At 41.4% G+C, this 14,935-nt stretch carries 15 protein-coding genes; 14 read left to right on the plus strand and 1 reads right to left on the minus strand.

Annotated elements, in window-relative coordinates; translation table 11 throughout:
• Positions 1-14 precede the first annotated feature (14 nt).
• Positions 15-1,169 carry an amidohydrolase gene (locus tag FCL54_RS05190; protein WP_246055142.1) on the minus strand — a complete coding sequence of 385 codons (1,155 nt, stop codon included), beginning with the start codon at positions 1,167-1,169 and terminating at the stop codon, positions 15-17.
• Positions 1,170-1,369: 200 nt separating this feature from the next.
• Here FCL54_RS05190 and FCL54_RS05195 point away from each other — a divergent pair, with 200 nt between their 5' ends.
• The 14 genes from FCL54_RS05195 (at position 1,370) to FCL54_RS24745 (ending at position 14,897) form a co-directional block, all read left to right on the plus strand.
• Positions 1,370-1,831, plus strand: a complete 462-nt coding sequence (locus FCL54_RS05195; RefSeq protein WP_246055143.1) for an Lrp/AsnC family transcriptional regulator — start codon at positions 1,370-1,372, stop codon at positions 1,829-1,831.
• Between the two features lie 63 nt (positions 1,832-1,894).
• Positions 1,895-2,956, plus strand: a complete 1,062-nt coding sequence (locus tag FCL54_RS05200; RefSeq protein ID WP_138123906.1) for a M42 family metallopeptidase — start codon at positions 1,895-1,897, stop codon at positions 2,954-2,956.
• A 15-nt stretch (positions 2,957-2,971) separates the two neighbouring features.
• The gene (locus FCL54_RS05205) at positions 2,972-3,820 is read left to right on the plus strand and encodes a M55 family metallopeptidase (protein WP_138123908.1); all 849 of its coding nucleotides are present in this window, start codon (positions 2,972-2,974) and stop codon (positions 3,818-3,820) included.
• Positions 3,821-3,846: 26 nt separating this feature from the next.
• Entirely contained in the window at positions 3,847-4,773 is a 927-nt protein-coding gene (locus FCL54_RS05210; protein WP_138123910.1) for an ABC transporter permease, read from the plus strand.
• A 2-nt stretch (positions 4,774-4,775) separates the two neighbouring features.
• Positions 4,776-5,723: an ABC transporter permease gene (locus FCL54_RS05215; RefSeq protein WP_138123912.1), complete on the plus strand. Its 948-nt coding sequence runs from the start codon at positions 4,776-4,778 to the stop codon at positions 5,721-5,723.
• An 11-nt stretch (positions 5,724-5,734) separates the two neighbouring features.
• Positions 5,735-6,751, plus strand: coding sequence for an ABC transporter ATP-binding protein (locus tag FCL54_RS05220; protein WP_138123914.1), 1,017 nt, complete (start codon positions 5,735-5,737; stop codon positions 6,749-6,751).
• On the plus strand, positions 6,751-7,710 hold the full coding sequence (locus tag FCL54_RS05225; RefSeq protein WP_138123916.1) for an ABC transporter ATP-binding protein: 960 nt from the start codon (positions 6,751-6,753) through the stop codon (positions 7,708-7,710). Before FCL54_RS05220 ends, FCL54_RS05225 begins: the two co-directional genes overlap by 1 nt.
• 20 nt (positions 7,711-7,730) lie before the next feature.
• Positions 7,731-9,341, plus strand: coding sequence for a peptide ABC transporter substrate-binding protein (locus FCL54_RS05230; RefSeq protein WP_138123918.1), 1,611 nt, complete (start codon positions 7,731-7,733; stop codon positions 9,339-9,341).
• A 66-nt stretch (positions 9,342-9,407) separates the two neighbouring features.
• Positions 9,408-9,776, plus strand: coding sequence for a DUF3899 domain-containing protein (locus FCL54_RS05235; protein ID WP_138123920.1), 369 nt, complete (start codon positions 9,408-9,410; stop codon positions 9,774-9,776).
• Between the two features lie 32 nt (positions 9,777-9,808).
• Complete coding sequence (locus FCL54_RS05240; protein WP_138123922.1) at positions 9,809-11,821, plus strand: S9 family peptidase; 2,013 nt, start codon at positions 9,809-9,811, stop codon at positions 11,819-11,821.
• On the plus strand, positions 11,818-12,420 hold the full coding sequence (gene pcp, locus FCL54_RS05245; protein ID WP_138123924.1) for a pyroglutamyl-peptidase I: 603 nt from the start codon (positions 11,818-11,820) through the stop codon (positions 12,418-12,420). Before FCL54_RS05240 ends, pcp begins: the two co-directional genes overlap by 4 nt.
• 188 nt (positions 12,421-12,608) lie before the next feature.
• Positions 12,609-14,237, plus strand: a complete 1,629-nt coding sequence (locus FCL54_RS05250) for an ATP-binding protein (protein WP_138123926.1) — start codon at positions 12,609-12,611, stop codon at positions 14,235-14,237.
• Positions 14,209-14,700: a response regulator gene (locus FCL54_RS05255; protein WP_342773854.1), complete on the plus strand. Its 492-nt coding sequence runs from the start codon at positions 14,209-14,211 to the stop codon at positions 14,698-14,700. Before FCL54_RS05250 ends, FCL54_RS05255 begins: the two co-directional genes overlap by 29 nt.
• Positions 14,697-14,897, plus strand: coding sequence for a hypothetical protein (locus FCL54_RS24745; protein ID WP_342773855.1), 201 nt, complete (start codon positions 14,697-14,699; stop codon positions 14,895-14,897). Before FCL54_RS05255 ends, FCL54_RS24745 begins: the two co-directional genes overlap by 4 nt.
• Positions 14,898-14,935 lie beyond the last annotated feature (38 nt).

Here is a 14,935-nt window from a genome sequence, read left to right on the forward strand (position 1 = left end):
TATGTCAAGGCGGTTTAACATGTTCCATTCTTATTGTATACTATCTGCCCGTTGATTATCGTCGTTTCAACAGTGTTCCTTAAATCGAAAGGATCACCGCTCCAGATCACGATATCGGCATCTTTTCCTTCTTCGATTGAACCAACTCGATCTTCCACTCCAAGGTGTTGTGCAGCTGTAAGGGTAACTGATTTCCAGGCTTCTTTTTCATCCAGTCCATGCTTGACTGCCATTGCAGCACTTGAAAGCAGGTTTTCGATTCCGATAACCGGGTGATCTGTTGTAATCGATATTGGAACACCTGCTTCAGCAAGTATTCTTGGAGTATTCCATCCTTTATCGGACAGCTCAACTTTGGCTCTAGTAGACATTGTCGGTCCTACTGAAGCATGGAAGCCCTTTTCTGCAATATACTCGGGAATTCGATGTCCTTCGGTACAATGCTCGATCGTTATGTCAATGTCGAATTCTTCGGCAAGCCTGAGCAATGTGACGATATCATCAGCTCGGTGTGCATGGGCACGGATTGGGATCTCTTTTCGGAGCACTTTACACAAGTTTTCAAGTCCAAGCTCATCTTCAACCGTAATTCCCCGCTGTTTTTTATCCAAATATTGCTGTGCTTTTCGCATTTCTTTTCTGAATAATGCAGCAACTCCCATCCTGGTAATCGGGGCTCTTCCTTTAGTACCATGGATTCGTTTTGGGTTTTCACCGAATGCTGCCTTCATGCCGGATGGCTGGCGAATGACCATCCGATCGACGATATTTCCGAAAGTCTTTAATGTTACCATTTCACCACCGATGACATTCGCACTCCCAGGCAATACCTGTACGGTTGTAACACCTGCTCTTCTAGCATCCTCGAATCCTTTTTCTTCAGGATTAATTCCATCTAACGCTCTTACTTCCGGAGTAATCGGATCACTCGTTTCATTAAAGTCGTGTCCTTCATTGCCAATCCCTTCTTCATGCACACCTAAGTGGGTATGTACGTCGATCAAGCCAGGGCTGACAAACTTTCCGAAGGCATCGATCACTTCTAAATCTTCTCTCTCTACTGAAAAATGTCCAACCTTTTTTATTTTTCCTTCATCGATTAAAACTTTCCCTTCCTGAATCATTTTTCCTGTTCCTACAACGATGGTTGCGTTTTCAATAAGTAACAATTTTCTGACTCCTTTCGATGTTTTCTGATTTTTTTAACAAAAAACCCTTGAAAAAAAATAACTGAATATTTATAATGTTAACAATTACTTTTTTCAATAGTAAAACATAAAAATAATAATGTAAATAGGATATAATATCAAAAAATAGGTCTATATAAGGTATTTAATTTTTATATAGGTACTGAAAGGAGTAATTTTATTTGTCTATAACAGTGTCAAAAGAAGTAATTGATGAACTGGATAAGAAGATCATAAAGTTTTTATCCAAAAATGGGCGAATGTCCTTTGCAGAAATCGCTTCACATTTAGAGGTGACTGAAAAAACGGTTCGAACACGCTATAACAATATGATTGAAAACAATATTATTGAGGTTGTAGGAGTTGTAAACCCAATTACCCTCGGAATAAAAGTAGGGGCAATTATTCAATTAAAAGTTGTACCGCAAGAAATCGAACAAATAGTAGAGCAGTTACAGCAAGTACCAGTTGTTCGATATATTACGACAACCTCTGGTGATTACCAGTTGTTAGCTCAAGTGAATGTGAGGGATTATGATGAATTGAATGAAACAGTCAAAACAATCCATCGAATTCCTCATATTACGTCTACCAATGTTCTTATTCAAATGGATGTTTTTAAAAACACGTTTCAGTATTTATAAAAAAGCTTTCGGGCTTTTTTATACGCAGTATTATCTGAAGATTCCGACAAGAGGAGGGAACCGATGTTTAAGACGATTAAAGAATTAACACAATTGGCAGGTCCATCTGGTTATGAACAACCAGTTACGTCTTACATAAAAAAAAGAGCAGATTCAGTTGCTGATGAAATTACAGTAGATGCGATCGGAAATGTTGTTGCATCTCTTAAAGGCAATCGACCGGGTCCAAAGCTTCTGTTAACGGCTCACATGGATGAAGTCGGTTTTATTGTAAAAAAAGTTGAGTCTAATGGGTTGCTGCGATTCGAAAAGCTTGGCGGACATGATGATCGAATATTGCTGGCGCAGAAAGTGACGGTTCGAAGTAAAAGTGGCGAACGACTTGGTGTGATTGGAACAATTTCGGCACATTATAAAAAGTTTGATACTGCTGACAAAATAAGAGATTATCGCCAGCTTTATATTGATGTTGGAGCGGGCAGTCCAGAAGAAGTGGCTGACCTGGGCATAGAAATCGGTGATCCTGTTACATGGGCTACTACAGTAGAGCATCTTGGCTCTGAACAGACCGGAAAAATCGTTGGAAAAGGTTTCGATGATCGAGCGGGTTGTGCTGTCTTGCTAAGACTGTTAGAAGAACTGCAGAGTAAGAATTTTGCAGGGGAAATCATTGCACTTTTTGCAGTTCAAGAGGAGGTAGGTCTTCGAGGGGCGAAGGTTGCGCTTGCTAATCTGGAGTTTGATATTGCAGTTGCTTTAGATACCACTGCAGTTAGCGATACACCGGAAGACGTGATGGATAACAGCTTGAAAATCGGAGGCGGTGCAGGTATTAAGATTTTGGATGCAAGCTTGATCGCTCACCCGGCAATTAAGGACAAGCTGGTTGAGCTGGCAAAAAAAGAAGACATAGCTTATCAATTCGAAATTTTCACAGGCATTGGAACAGATGCAGGAGCTGTTACGCTCGCAAATAAAGGAGCGCCAACGGGGGTGTTGTCTATTCCATCAAGAAATGCACATTCACCAGTAGAAGTTATTGATTTAAACGATCTTGAAGCTGTTAAAAAGCTGCTTGTATCTTTTGTGAAAAGTTTTAATGAAGAAAGTGAATTTATATTTTAAGGGAGAGAACATTTTATGAAAATCTTTATTTCAGCGGATATCGAAGGGATTTCAGGTGTTGCTACTAATGTTCAGCTTAAGAAAAATGATGAATATCAGCGTTTCCGTAAGCTGATGACGCAGGAAGTAAACGCGGTGATCGAAGGAGCCTTCAACGGTGGAGCTACAGAAGTAGTGGTAGCAGATGGCCATGGAAATATGTCAAACATCTTTATCGAGGACTTAGATGAAAGAGCCCGTCTTGTTTCAGGAAATAACCGGGTGATGTGCCAGCTTCAGGGCCTGGATGAAACGTTCGATGCCATTATGTTTGTTGGTCATCACGGAAGAGAAGCAGGCTCTGAAAGAACGACGATAAGCCACACACTTGCTGGTATTGCGGTTGGAGAAATGAAAATTAACGGAAAAGTAGTCGGAGAAACAGAAATGAATACGATCGTAGCCGGGGGGTTTGATGTTCCTGCAATTTTCATCTCTGGCGATGATGCTTATGTTGATGAAGTAAAAGAAACATTACCGGATGTAGAAGCGGCAGTTGTAAAATATGGTGTCGATCGCTTTGCAGCAGAATTGATTTCTCCAAAACAAGCACGAAAGGAAATTGTAGAAAAAGCAGAGGCAGCTGTAAGAAGAATTAAAGAGTTTACCCCTTATAAGGTAGATGGGCCGATCACTTTTGAAATCGAGTTTAAAGGCTCTCAGCAGGCGTTGATGACTACCACTATTCCATCTGTAGAGATGATCGGGCCAAAAACGATTCGTTTTACATGTGATGACGTTGTAACAGCTTATAAGCATATGTGGGGAGTCGTAATCATTGGAATGGCTGCAACCAACGGAGTTCTTGGTCACGCGAATGCTTAATCCTTTTATTGAGGAGGGAGAAGAAATTGTATATCATTAAACGCCTGTTCACCATGTTGGTCACTATATGGGTCATCACAACATTGACATTCATCATTATGCATTCGATCCCGGGTGACCCGTTCGCTTCTGATGCAGATGTTCTCCCTGAAGAAGTTCTTGAGAACATGAGGGCAAAATTTAATCTGGATGAGCCGATGCCTGTGCAGTATGCCCTGTATCTTAAGAACCTGGCTACACTTGATCTTGGACCATCTATCCAATCAAAAACGAGAGATGTTAACACATTGATAGCCGATGGATTTCCCGCTTCTGCTTTACTGGGGATTCAGTCACTTGTTATTGCGCTCGTTTTTGGTCTTATTTTAGGGATCATCGCGGCTTTAAACCGCAATGGGATTATTGATTATGCAGCGATGGCATTTGCCATCATCGGTATTTCGATCCCGAGTTTTATACTCGCTCCATTGCTTATTAAATATTTTGCAGTGGATTGGGGGCTCTTGCCGGTTGCTTCATGGGGAACATGGCTCCATACTGTTTTGCCATCAGTCGCCCTTGCGACCGCGCCACTCGCAATTGTCGCTCGTTTTATGCGATCAAGCATGCTGGAAGTCATGAATCAAAATTATATTAAAACGGCAGATGCGAAGGGGCTTAGTACAACTGGGATCGTCATCAAGCACGGAATCAGAAATGCTTTGATCCCGGTCATCTCTTTTATCGGTCCGCTTGCAGCTTTTCTCTTAACAGGTACCTTTGTTATTGAAAAGATATTCGCGATCCCAGGCATCGGGAAGTATTTTGTAGATAGTATCTTCAACCGTGATTATCCGGTTATTTTAGGAACAACGATCTTTTTCAGTGCTATTTTAATCATTACATTGTTTCTGGTCGACATCTCTTATCGTATTGTCGATCCAAGAATTAAACTATCGAGCAAGGGGGATTAGGAATGATTGAACAACCAAGAAGTGACGATGTCTTATTTCGCCCCGTTGATCGAAGCAGGTTTAATCAGGAGGAAATAGTTCGTCCGAGTTTAAGCCAGTGGAAAGAGACAGTAATAAAGATTTTAAAAAACAAGTTAGCTATTTTGGGATTGATTCTCTTAGTGGTCATTACATTACTTGCTATTATCGGACCCCATATGGTCCCGTACAGCTATTCAGATCAGAGTTTATCGTCTAAGAACCTTGCTCCGAGCAGTGAACATTGGTTTGGAACGGATTCTCTTGGAAGGGATATGTGGGCAAGAACATGGTATGGGGCAAGGATTTCCTTAACCATTGGAATCGCGGCAGCGCTGATTGACCTGATCATGGGGCTTCTTGTAGGAGGAGTTTCAGGTTACATGGCAGGAAGAGGAAAGCTCGGTGACCGAGTTGATAGCATCTTAATGAGAATTGTCGAAATTTTATATGGAATTCCATACCTTCTTGTTGTGATTTTGCTTCTTGTTGTTATGAAGCCCGGATTATGGACGATCATCCTCGCACTTTCCATCACGGGATGGGTAGGAATGGCCCGGATTGTAAGGGGACAGATTTTACAACTGAAAGAACAGGAATATGTGGCGGCAGCACAAAAGCTTGGAACTCCACACAGGAAGATAATCTGGCGGCATCTGTTTCCAAACATGATCGGAATTATCATTGTAAACCTGACCTTTACCATTCCACAGGCAATTTTCGCTGAATCGTTCTTGAGCTTCATCGGTCTTGGTGTACAGGCACCGATTGCAAGTTGGGGTACGATGGCTAACGATGCACTTGGCGTAATTTTGACAGGACAATGGTGGAGATTGTTTTTCCCGGGCTTTCTTATCTCACTAACGATGTTTGCCTTTAACGTATTTGGCGACGGATTACAGGATGCGCTTGATCCACAGTCACGGGACTAAGGAGGGATAAAATGACTAGTCTACTAGACGTGAAAGATTTAGAAGTCTCATTTAAAACATACGGCGGCGAAGTAAAAGCTGTTCGAGGCGTGGATTTCCACATTAATCAGGGCGAAGTGCTGGCGATCGTAGGGGAAAGCGGATGCGGCAAAAGTGTTACAGCCCAGACGATAATGGGACTTCTCCCGAAGAAAGTCAGCATGATAAAAGGCGGAAACGTAACGTTTCAAGGAGAAGAAATTCTGGGCTTGCCTAAAAAGAAAATGCAGAAAATTAAAGGCTCAAAGATCGGATTGATTTCACAGGATCCGATGACCTCTTTAAATCCGACAATGAAAATCGGAAGCCAGATTGCTGAAACAATCAAAAAACATACAGATTTACCAAAATATCAAATAAAGAATAGAACTATTGAACTTCTGGGCCTTGTTGGCATTCCAAATCCAGAGAAGAGGTACAGTCAATATCCCCATGAATTGAGTGGGGGTATGAGACAGCGTGTTTTAATAGCGATGGCTCTTTCATGTGAACCGCAGCTTATCATTGCGGATGAGCCTACAACCGCTTTAGATGTAACAATACAAGCCCAAATTTTGGATTTATTAAAGGATTTACAGCAACGTCTCAATACTTCTATTCTGATCATTACCCACGACTTAGGTGTTGTAGCAGAGATTGCACAAAGAGTATCAGTTATGTATGCCGGAAAGGTAATAGAAAGCGGAACGGTCGAGGAGATTTTTGATAACCCAAAACATCCATATACATGGGGATTATTGAATTCAATCCCTAAATACACAAATGGTGAAAAGGAACGGCTGGTACCGATCGAGGGATCACCTCCTGACCTGTTTGCGCCGCCTGCTGGCTGTCCGTTCGCGCCCCGTTGTGAATACGCGATGGAAATCTGCATCGGGGAAATGCCGGATGCCAAACAGATATCAGAAAGCCATCATGCAAAATGCTGGCTCAATGATCCGAGGGCTCCGATCGTCGAAGGACTGGTTGCAGCAGGGAGGAATGAGTAGTGTCGAATTCGCTTTTAGAAGTAAAAAAAGTCAAAAAGTACTTTAATGTTGGAGGAAACGACTACCTGAAGGCTGTCGATGATATTTCTTTTGCAATAAACAAAGGGGAGACCTTTGGCCTGGTAGGAGAAAGTGGAAGCGGGAAGTCAACACTCGGAAGAACGGTTGTAGGGCTGCACAATGCTACAGACGGAAGTATCGTTTTTAACGGAAAAGACACCGGTAAGCTAAAGGGAAAAGAAGCCCGGGAATTTAACAGGACGATGCAAATGATCTTCCAGGATCCGCATGCATCTCTTAATCCTAGAATGCGTGTCATGGATATTATTGCTGAAGGAATCGATGCGCACGGTCTGTTAAAAGGAAAGGAAAGAAAAGAAAGAGTATTTCAGCTATTGGAAAAAGTTGGACTTCGTCCGGAACATGCGAAACGTTATCCTCACGAATTCAGCGGAGGGCAGCGGCAAAGAATCGGTATCGCCAGGGCACTGGCTGTTGAACCCGAATTTATTGTAGCGGATGAACCGATTTCGGCTCTGGATGTTTCTGTTCAGGCACAAATCGTCAATCTAATGGAAGATCTTAAGAAAGATGAGGGGCTAACATATCTCTTTATCGCCCATGACCTGGGAATGGTCAAGCACATCAGTGACCGTATCGGTGTGATGTATCTTGGGAACATGATGGAAATGGCTGAAAGCGATGCGTTATTCGATGAACCGCTCCATCCATACACACAGGCTCTTTTATCGGCAATTCCAGTTCCGAATCCAAAAGAGATAGGCAAAAGGGAAAGAATCGTCTTACAGGGAGATCCGCCAAGCCCAATTACCCCGCCGTCAGGCTGCCGTTTCCGTACGCGATGTCCGCATGCAATGGAAATATGTGCCGAAGTTACTCCTGAATGGCGGGAAGCAAGGGACAATCATTGGGTTGCGTGTCACTTATATAATTCATAAAAATTTTAAGGAGGAAGATCATGAAGAAAAGCTTATTGATGAGTTTGATGATGGTGTTAGTCATTGTGCCTTTTCTATCTGCTTGTAGCGGAGATGAAGATGCATCGGGAGATGGGGAGGTAGCGCAGGAAATTACTGTTAATGCATCAAGTGAACCCCCTTCCCTTGACCCGGCTTTAGCAACAGATACTACTTCCGGTTGGGTCATTGAACATGTTTTTGAAGGCCTTTATACAAAAAATAAAGACGGAGAAGTTGTGCCTGGGCTTGCAGAGAAAATGGAACTTTCAGATGACAAGAAGGTTTATACAATCACACTACGTGATGCTAAATGGTCAAATGGCGATCCGGTCACTGCAGAGGATTTTGAGTATTCCTGGAAGCGTATCTTGAACCCAGAAACAGGAAGTTCGTTTGCTTTTTACCTTTATTACTTAAAAGGAGCAGAGGAATATAACAAAGGTAAGGGTTCTGTAGATGATGTAGGTGTTACAGCAGTGGATGACAAGACGCTTAAAGTAGAACTGAATTCACCTACTGGATTTTTTGAAAAGCTTCTTGCATTCTGGTCCTATTACCCTGTAAACAAATCCGTAGTTGAAGGAAATAAAAACTGGGTTGCTGAGGCAGATACACTAGTAAGTAACGGTGCCTACAAGCTGAGCAGCTGGGAGCATGATAACCAGTTAGTAGCAGAGAAAAACGATAATTATTGGGATAAGGAAAACATCTCGATGGAAAAGATCACATGGAAAATGGTAAACGATGCAACGACGTATTATCAAATGTATAAGTCCGGTGAACTTGATCTTATTACTTCACTGCCTGTAGATGTTATCCCTCAAGAAGAAGGTAATGAAGATTTTAAAATCACACCTTATTTCGGCACATACATGTATATGTTTAACGTAGACAAAGAGCCTTTCACGAATCCTAAAGTAAGAAGAGCGTTTAACCTGGCTATCGATCGTGCGTCTATTACGGAAAATATTTCACAATCTGGTGAAAAGCCTGCAAAAGCGTTTGTTCCTTACGGCGTAGAAACTCCTGAAGGTGATTTTAGGGAACAGAAGGAAGCTTACTTTGAAGAGAATGTAGAAGAGGCTAAGAAACTACTAGAAGAAGCCAAACAAGAAGAAGGATGGGACGAGCTTCCGGCAGTAGAACTGATCTACAACACATCTGAGAACCATAAGAAAATTGCTGAAGGTGTTCAAGAAATGTTAAAGCAGAACCTGGGTGTAGAAGTGACGCTTAACAACCAGGAATGGAAAACATACCTTGATACAACTGACCAGGGTAACTTCCAAATGGCACGTATGGGCTGGATCGGTATTTATGTCGATCCGACACCAATCCTGGATTACTATCTTGGAGACAGTCCGAACAACCGTACGAACTGGGTTAACGAAAAATACGATTCTCTGATGGCTAAATCAAAAGGCATCCAGGATGAAGCGGAACGAATGAAGGTTCTTCATGAAGCTGAAGATGTATTGATGGAAGATCTTCCGTTCATGCCAGTTTACTATTATACTAACAACTACTTAACATCTACCGATTATGAGGGAGTTGTTTATCCGGTAAACCGCTATCCTAACTTGCGCTGGGCTAAGAAAGTATCGAATTAATAGTTAATGAGAAAGATCTATTCGATAGAATAGGTCTTTCTTCTACATAAGAAAGGAAGAGTGAACATGCGGAACTTTTTGTTTATCACTTTGTTTGTATCCATGCTTTTGTTAGTGGGACAAAAGGTATTAAATACAGAACTACTAACCATGATTAATAATGCGTTCTTCTGGGGTTTAATCAGTTTAACGATCGGTGCTTGCTTTTATATTCTGCAAACCGGTTTTCTTAATCTATTTTTTGACGGTTTTAGGCAAATCACTTCGGTGATTGTTCCTAAATCCCGCTCGCTTGAAAGGACCGACCGCAAAATGAAAGAGGACGTTTCTTTAAAGAAATGGAAACAAACGGTTTTCGCCAATGCAAAATTAGTATTTTTAGGTATAGGTTCTGGCATGGCACTCTTCTCCATAACAGGAACATTCTTTTTATAAAATTTAACTAATATTAAGGAAGGGATTTGTACATGACAGTTACATCTGAGATTTGGAAGCAGAAAAATAAAATTGATTCAGAAACGCTTTATGACTTGAAGTTTGTTGGCGACCCTCAACTTTCACCATGTGGCCAAAAGGTTGCTTATATAAAAACTACCATTAATGATGAAAAGGATTACGAGTCTCATTTGTTTGTATATGACCGTAAGACAGGTGAGTCCAACCAGTGGACATTTGGTGCCTCGAGGAATCAGTCACCAAGATGGGCTGCAACTGGTGAGAAACTTGCTTTTGTCTCTAACCGAAGTGGAAAGAACCAGATCTGGATTATTTCTGCGGGCGGTGGTGAAGCTACACAGTTAACAAATCTGAAAAACGGAGCAAGCAATCCTGTGTGGCGTCCAGATAATAAAGCTCTTTTGTTTGTGAGTCCGCTTGAGGAAGGGGAAACACTTGAAACAACAGAAGAACATGACAAGAAGGCTGAGCTTCAACCGTTGATCGTTGATAAGTTGCAATATAAAGCAGACGGAAGAGGCTTTCTAGATAACAAGAAAAATCAGCTTATTCTTATAGATTTAAAGACAAAGCAAATGGAACAGCTTACATCAGGTCCATATAACCATTCAGACCCTACATGGTCACCGGATGGTTCTGCGGTTGCTTATGCCAGAGATCGAGAAGATGAACCTGGAAGTTACTTTTTATCCGATCTATTCATAAAACCAATTGGAGAAGAAGCATACCGAGTAAACGATGAAGAAGGAGTTTTCTCAAAACCCAATTGGTCACCTGATGGAGATGCTCTTTCGTATATCGGACACTTACTTGAATACGATGGAGCAACGTTAAACAGAGTCTGGGTTACTGCTCTTGATTCAAAGGAAACCAGATGTTTAACAGCTGATGTTGACCTTGAATGTACAGATGTTCTGATTTCAGATATGCACTGGGCAAATCCTTCTCCTGGGGCAGTATGGAAAAAGGATGGACTCGGGGTTTATTTTCAGGGAAGCGAGAACGGGAACACAAATATTTACTATGCCAGCCTTGCCGGCGGAGTTTCGAAAACAGTCGGAGGAAAAAGGCATGTGTATGCCTTTAATTATCTACCCTTACTAGACGAAGCGATAATCGGTATAAGTGATCCTACCAACATTGGAGACTTGTACTCTGTTTCCTTCAAAACATCTGAAGAGCAGCGATTAACACACAGCAACCAGGTATTTTTACAAGAAACAGAAACATCGAGTCCAGAAGAGTTTCACTATATAACAAATGATGGCTATGAGATTCAGGGCTGGTTAATGAAGCCTGCCGGGTTTGATCCGGCAAAAAGATACCCGCTCGTGTTGGAAATCCATGGCGGACCGCACATGATGTATGGAAACTCATTTGTTCACGAGTTTCAACTGTTGGCTTCCAAAGGATTTGTCGTGCTTTATACCAATCCGCGAGGCAGCCTTGGGTACGGGCAACAGTTTGTCGATGCCTGCCGTGGAGACTACGGCGGGGGAGACTACGAGGACTTAATGGCAGGTGTGGACTTTGTTTTAGCGAACTATGGCATCATTGACGAGGAAAAGTTATTTGTTACAGGCGGGAGTTACGGTGGTTTTATGACAAACTGGATTGTCGGGAAAACAAATAGGTTTAAAGCAGCTGTTACCCAGAGATCGATTTCTAACTGGCAAAGTTTTTACGGAGTGAGCGATATCGGTTATTTCTTTGCAAACTGGGAAATCGGCAGTCATTTAACCGATGATCCTGAAAAGCTCTGGGAACACTCTCCGCTTAAGTACGTCGATCAAATTGAAACACCGCTCTTAATCTTACACGGAGAAAAGGACTACAGATGCCCGGTAGAACAGGCAGAACAATTGTTTATTGCACTTAAACACCAAAACAAAGTGACCCGATTCGTCCGATTCCCTGAATCCGATCATAATCTTTCTCGGACTGGTGCACCGACACTAAGAGTGGAACGATTGAACCAGATCGCAGGCTGGTTCGAGGATTATCTGGAAAGGGGACAACAATGAAAACATTATTGCTGACAGGTTTTGAGCCTTTTTTGGATCATAAACTAAATCCGACTGAACATATTGTAAACCTACTAGATGGCAAAGAAATCGGCAACTACCGTATCCATGGAAAGGTTCTTCCGGTGGCTTATGAACAATCTGCTGAAAAACTGCTAAGTTATTACGAAGAGTTAAAGCCGGATGCGGTAATATCACTTGGACTTGCTGCAGGGAGAAATAAGATTACTCCTGAACGGATTGCAATCAATGTAAATGACGGAATACGCGATAATACCGGAAACACTCCGGTAGACCAACCGATTATATCTGACGGAAACGACGCATATTTTACAAAACTTCCAATTAGAAAAATGATCGATACCCTTCTTGAAAAGGGGATACCTGCAGAAATTTCAAACACAGCCGGGACTTACTTATGTAACAATGTGATGTACTCTATGTTGCATGAAATAAATAAGAGTGGGAAAAGTATACCTTCTGGCTTTATCCATATTCCGGCTTCGTTTGAACTTGCGATTACTAATCCCAAATTGCCGTCATGGCCTTTAGATACTTTACAAGAAGCGGTTGAAACTCTAATCAAGGTACTAGATTAATAGTCTGAAGAGGCTCCATCAAGGGAAACAATTATGAGTATATAAACATAATGCCAGGTTCTTTAAACTGTTAAAGGACCTGGCATTATTATTGCATCAAACTGGTTTAGTAAAATAATTCAAGTTGAAAACGCATTCACTTGGAAGTTAAAATAAACTTAACATTAATTGGAGAGTGTGCTTTTAACATGAACTGGTTCAAAAATAGAAAGCTTCAAACGAAAATGTCAATGTTGATAGTTGGATTATTATTGGCGATCTTAATCCTGCTTGGGATGCTATTCAGTAGAATGGTAGAAACAACGCTGGAGGACCAGATAGGGAACCGTGCATTAACGCTATCACAAACAGTTGCGAAAATGCCTGCAATAAAGAGAGCCTTTGAAACAGAAGATCCTTCAAAGATCATCCAGCCCCTGGTTGAGGAAATTCGTCAGAAAACAGACGCGGAATTCATCGTCGTCGGTAATAATGAAGGGATCCGCTATTCACATCCGATTCCAGAACGCATTGGAAGAGCTATGGTTGGGGGAGACAGCATCAGAGCGCTCGAGGAGGGTGAGTCATATGTTTCAAAAGCGGTTGGTTCACTTGGTCCATCGTTAAGAGGGAAAACACCGATTTTTGATGAAGATGGAAATGTGATAGGTATTGTTTCAGTTGGTTTTTTAATAGATGATATTGAACATACGATTGATCAATATGAGTTTAAGGTTTTAACACTGATATTACTGACTTTGATGGTTGGGTTGTTGGGCGCCACTTTAATTGCGAGAGGGTTTAAAAAATCTATCTTTGGTCTTGAACCCGCTGAAATCGGCAGTTTGTTCCTTGAGAAAAATGCCATTCTTGAATCTATTCGGGAAGGAATAATTGCTATTAACCACAAGGGTAATATTACGATGGTCAATCAGGAGGCATATAAGATGCTTGATTTTAATACAAATGAAAGCTTAATAGGCAAAACGATTTTATCAGTATTACCAAACACAAAGATGCTGGAGGTGCTGCAAAACGGTGAATCCCAACATGATCGTGAAATGCAAATAAATAATGATGATGTTATTGTCAACCGTATTCCGCTTATTCAAAATGAAACAGTTACCGGTGTTGTATCCAGTTTTAGAAAAAAGACAGATATCGAAAAGCTTTCCCGGGAACTGTCCCAGGTTCAGAGTTATGCGAATGTACTTCGGTCTCAAACACATGAGTATTCGAACAAGTTATATACGATTCTAGGTTTAATACAACTTGGCAACTATCAAGAAGCGATCGATTTGATACAAAAAGAAGCGATTGGGTATCAAGAGATTATTCAGCTTCTTGTTGATGTTGTACCCGACTCTAGAGTATCAGCTTTACTATTGGGAAAATTCAATCGGGCACACGAGCTTCATATTGAGTTAACCATAGATGAAGAAAGTAGTTTGAAGGATTTCCCTGAACAAATCAATAGGGAAAAACTCGTGATAATCCTTGGAAATTTATTAGATAATGCTATGGAAGCAGTACTGAATAGCGATGAGAAGCAAGTTCATCTTTTTATGACAGATATCGGTAATGACTTAATATTTGAGGTGGAAGATTCAGGAACAGGTATCCAGGATCAGGATGTAAGCAGGATTTTCGAAAGAGGGTTTAGCAGGAAGAAAGGTCATGATAGAGGGATCGGCCTTCATCTTGTTCAACGCTCTGTAGAAGATTTAGGGGGATATGTTACTGTTTCTGAAAGCAGGTTTGGCGGTGCTGCGTTTACAGTCGTTATTCCTAAAAAGGGGAGGGTGAGTAATGAAAGTAATCGAAGTATTAATCATTGAGGACGATGTGCGAATAGCCGAGATCAACCGCAGATTTACAGAGAAAATAGCAGGCTGTACGGTGACCGGTGTTGCTACAAGTATTGAAGAAGGTAAAGAACTGTTGGAAATTTTAAATCCGGACCTTGTTTTGCTCGACGTTTATTTTCCGGACGGGGAAGGGATCGAATTGCTATGGCATATTCGACAGCGAAATAAATCAACCGATGTCATTATGATAACTGCTGCTAAAGAGGTAGACTCGATTCAGGAAGCTCTAAGAGGCGGAGCGATCGATTATATTATTAAGCCGGTAATATTTGCTCGCTTTCAGAAAACGATTGAAAACTTTAAAAAACACCGAATGAAGTTAGAAAGCCAGAAAACCCTTGAACAGGAAGAGGTTGATCAGTTGTTTTTAAGAAAAAGAGATAAAGAGCATCTATCCTTCGAACAGAACGTGCCAAAAGGATCGATCCATTGACATTGTCAAAAATTACTGATTTTATGGGGAAGCATTATAACAGGGGTGTCACTGCTGAAGAACTTGGAATAAAGATAGGGGCTAGCAGAACGACTGCAAGAAGATATCTGGAATATCTAGTTTCATCTAACAAGGCTAAAGCTGACCTTTCTTACGGAACCGTAGGAAGACCTGAACGGCGTTACTTTTCAGTTTAATAGAAAAGTAACGCCGGCCTGTTTAATGACAATTTTTC

The sequence above is a fragment of the Exobacillus caeni genome, assembly GCF_005747095.1.
Taxonomy (GTDB): Bacteria; Bacillota; Bacilli; order Bacillales; family Guptibacillaceae; genus Exobacillus; species Exobacillus caeni.

Bases quoted from the DNA above. Each gene is read 5' to 3' on its own strand.
- FCL54_RS05200 (WP_138123906.1), top strand. From the start codon at position 1,895: ATGTTTAAGACGATTAAAGAATTAACACAATTGGCAGGTCCATCTGGT.
- FCL54_RS05205 (WP_138123908.1), top strand. From the start codon at position 2,972: ATGAAAATCTTTATTTCAGCGGATATCGAAGGGATTTCAGGTGTTGCT.
- FCL54_RS05215 (WP_138123912.1), top strand. From the start codon at position 4,776: ATGATTGAACAACCAAGAAGTGACGATGTCTTATTTCGCCCCGTTGAT.
- FCL54_RS05220 (WP_138123914.1), top strand. From the start codon at position 5,735: ATGACTAGTCTACTAGACGTGAAAGATTTAGAAGTCTCATTTAAAACA.
- FCL54_RS05230 (WP_138123918.1), top strand. From the start codon at position 7,731: ATGAAGAAAAGCTTATTGATGAGTTTGATGATGGTGTTAGTCATTGTG.
- FCL54_RS05235 (WP_138123920.1), top strand. From the start codon at position 9,408: ATGCGGAACTTTTTGTTTATCACTTTGTTTGTATCCATGCTTTTGTTA.
- FCL54_RS05240 (WP_138123922.1), top strand. From the start codon at position 9,809: ATGACAGTTACATCTGAGATTTGGAAGCAGAAAAATAAAATTGATTCA.
- pcp (WP_138123924.1), top strand. From the start codon at position 11,818: ATGAAAACATTATTGCTGACAGGTTTTGAGCCTTTTTTGGATCATAAA.
- FCL54_RS05250 (WP_138123926.1), top strand. From the start codon at position 12,609: ATGAACTGGTTCAAAAATAGAAAGCTTCAAACGAAAATGTCAATGTTG.
- FCL54_RS05255 (WP_342773854.1), top strand. From the start codon at position 14,209: ATGAAAGTAATCGAAGTATTAATCATTGAGGACGATGTGCGAATAGCC.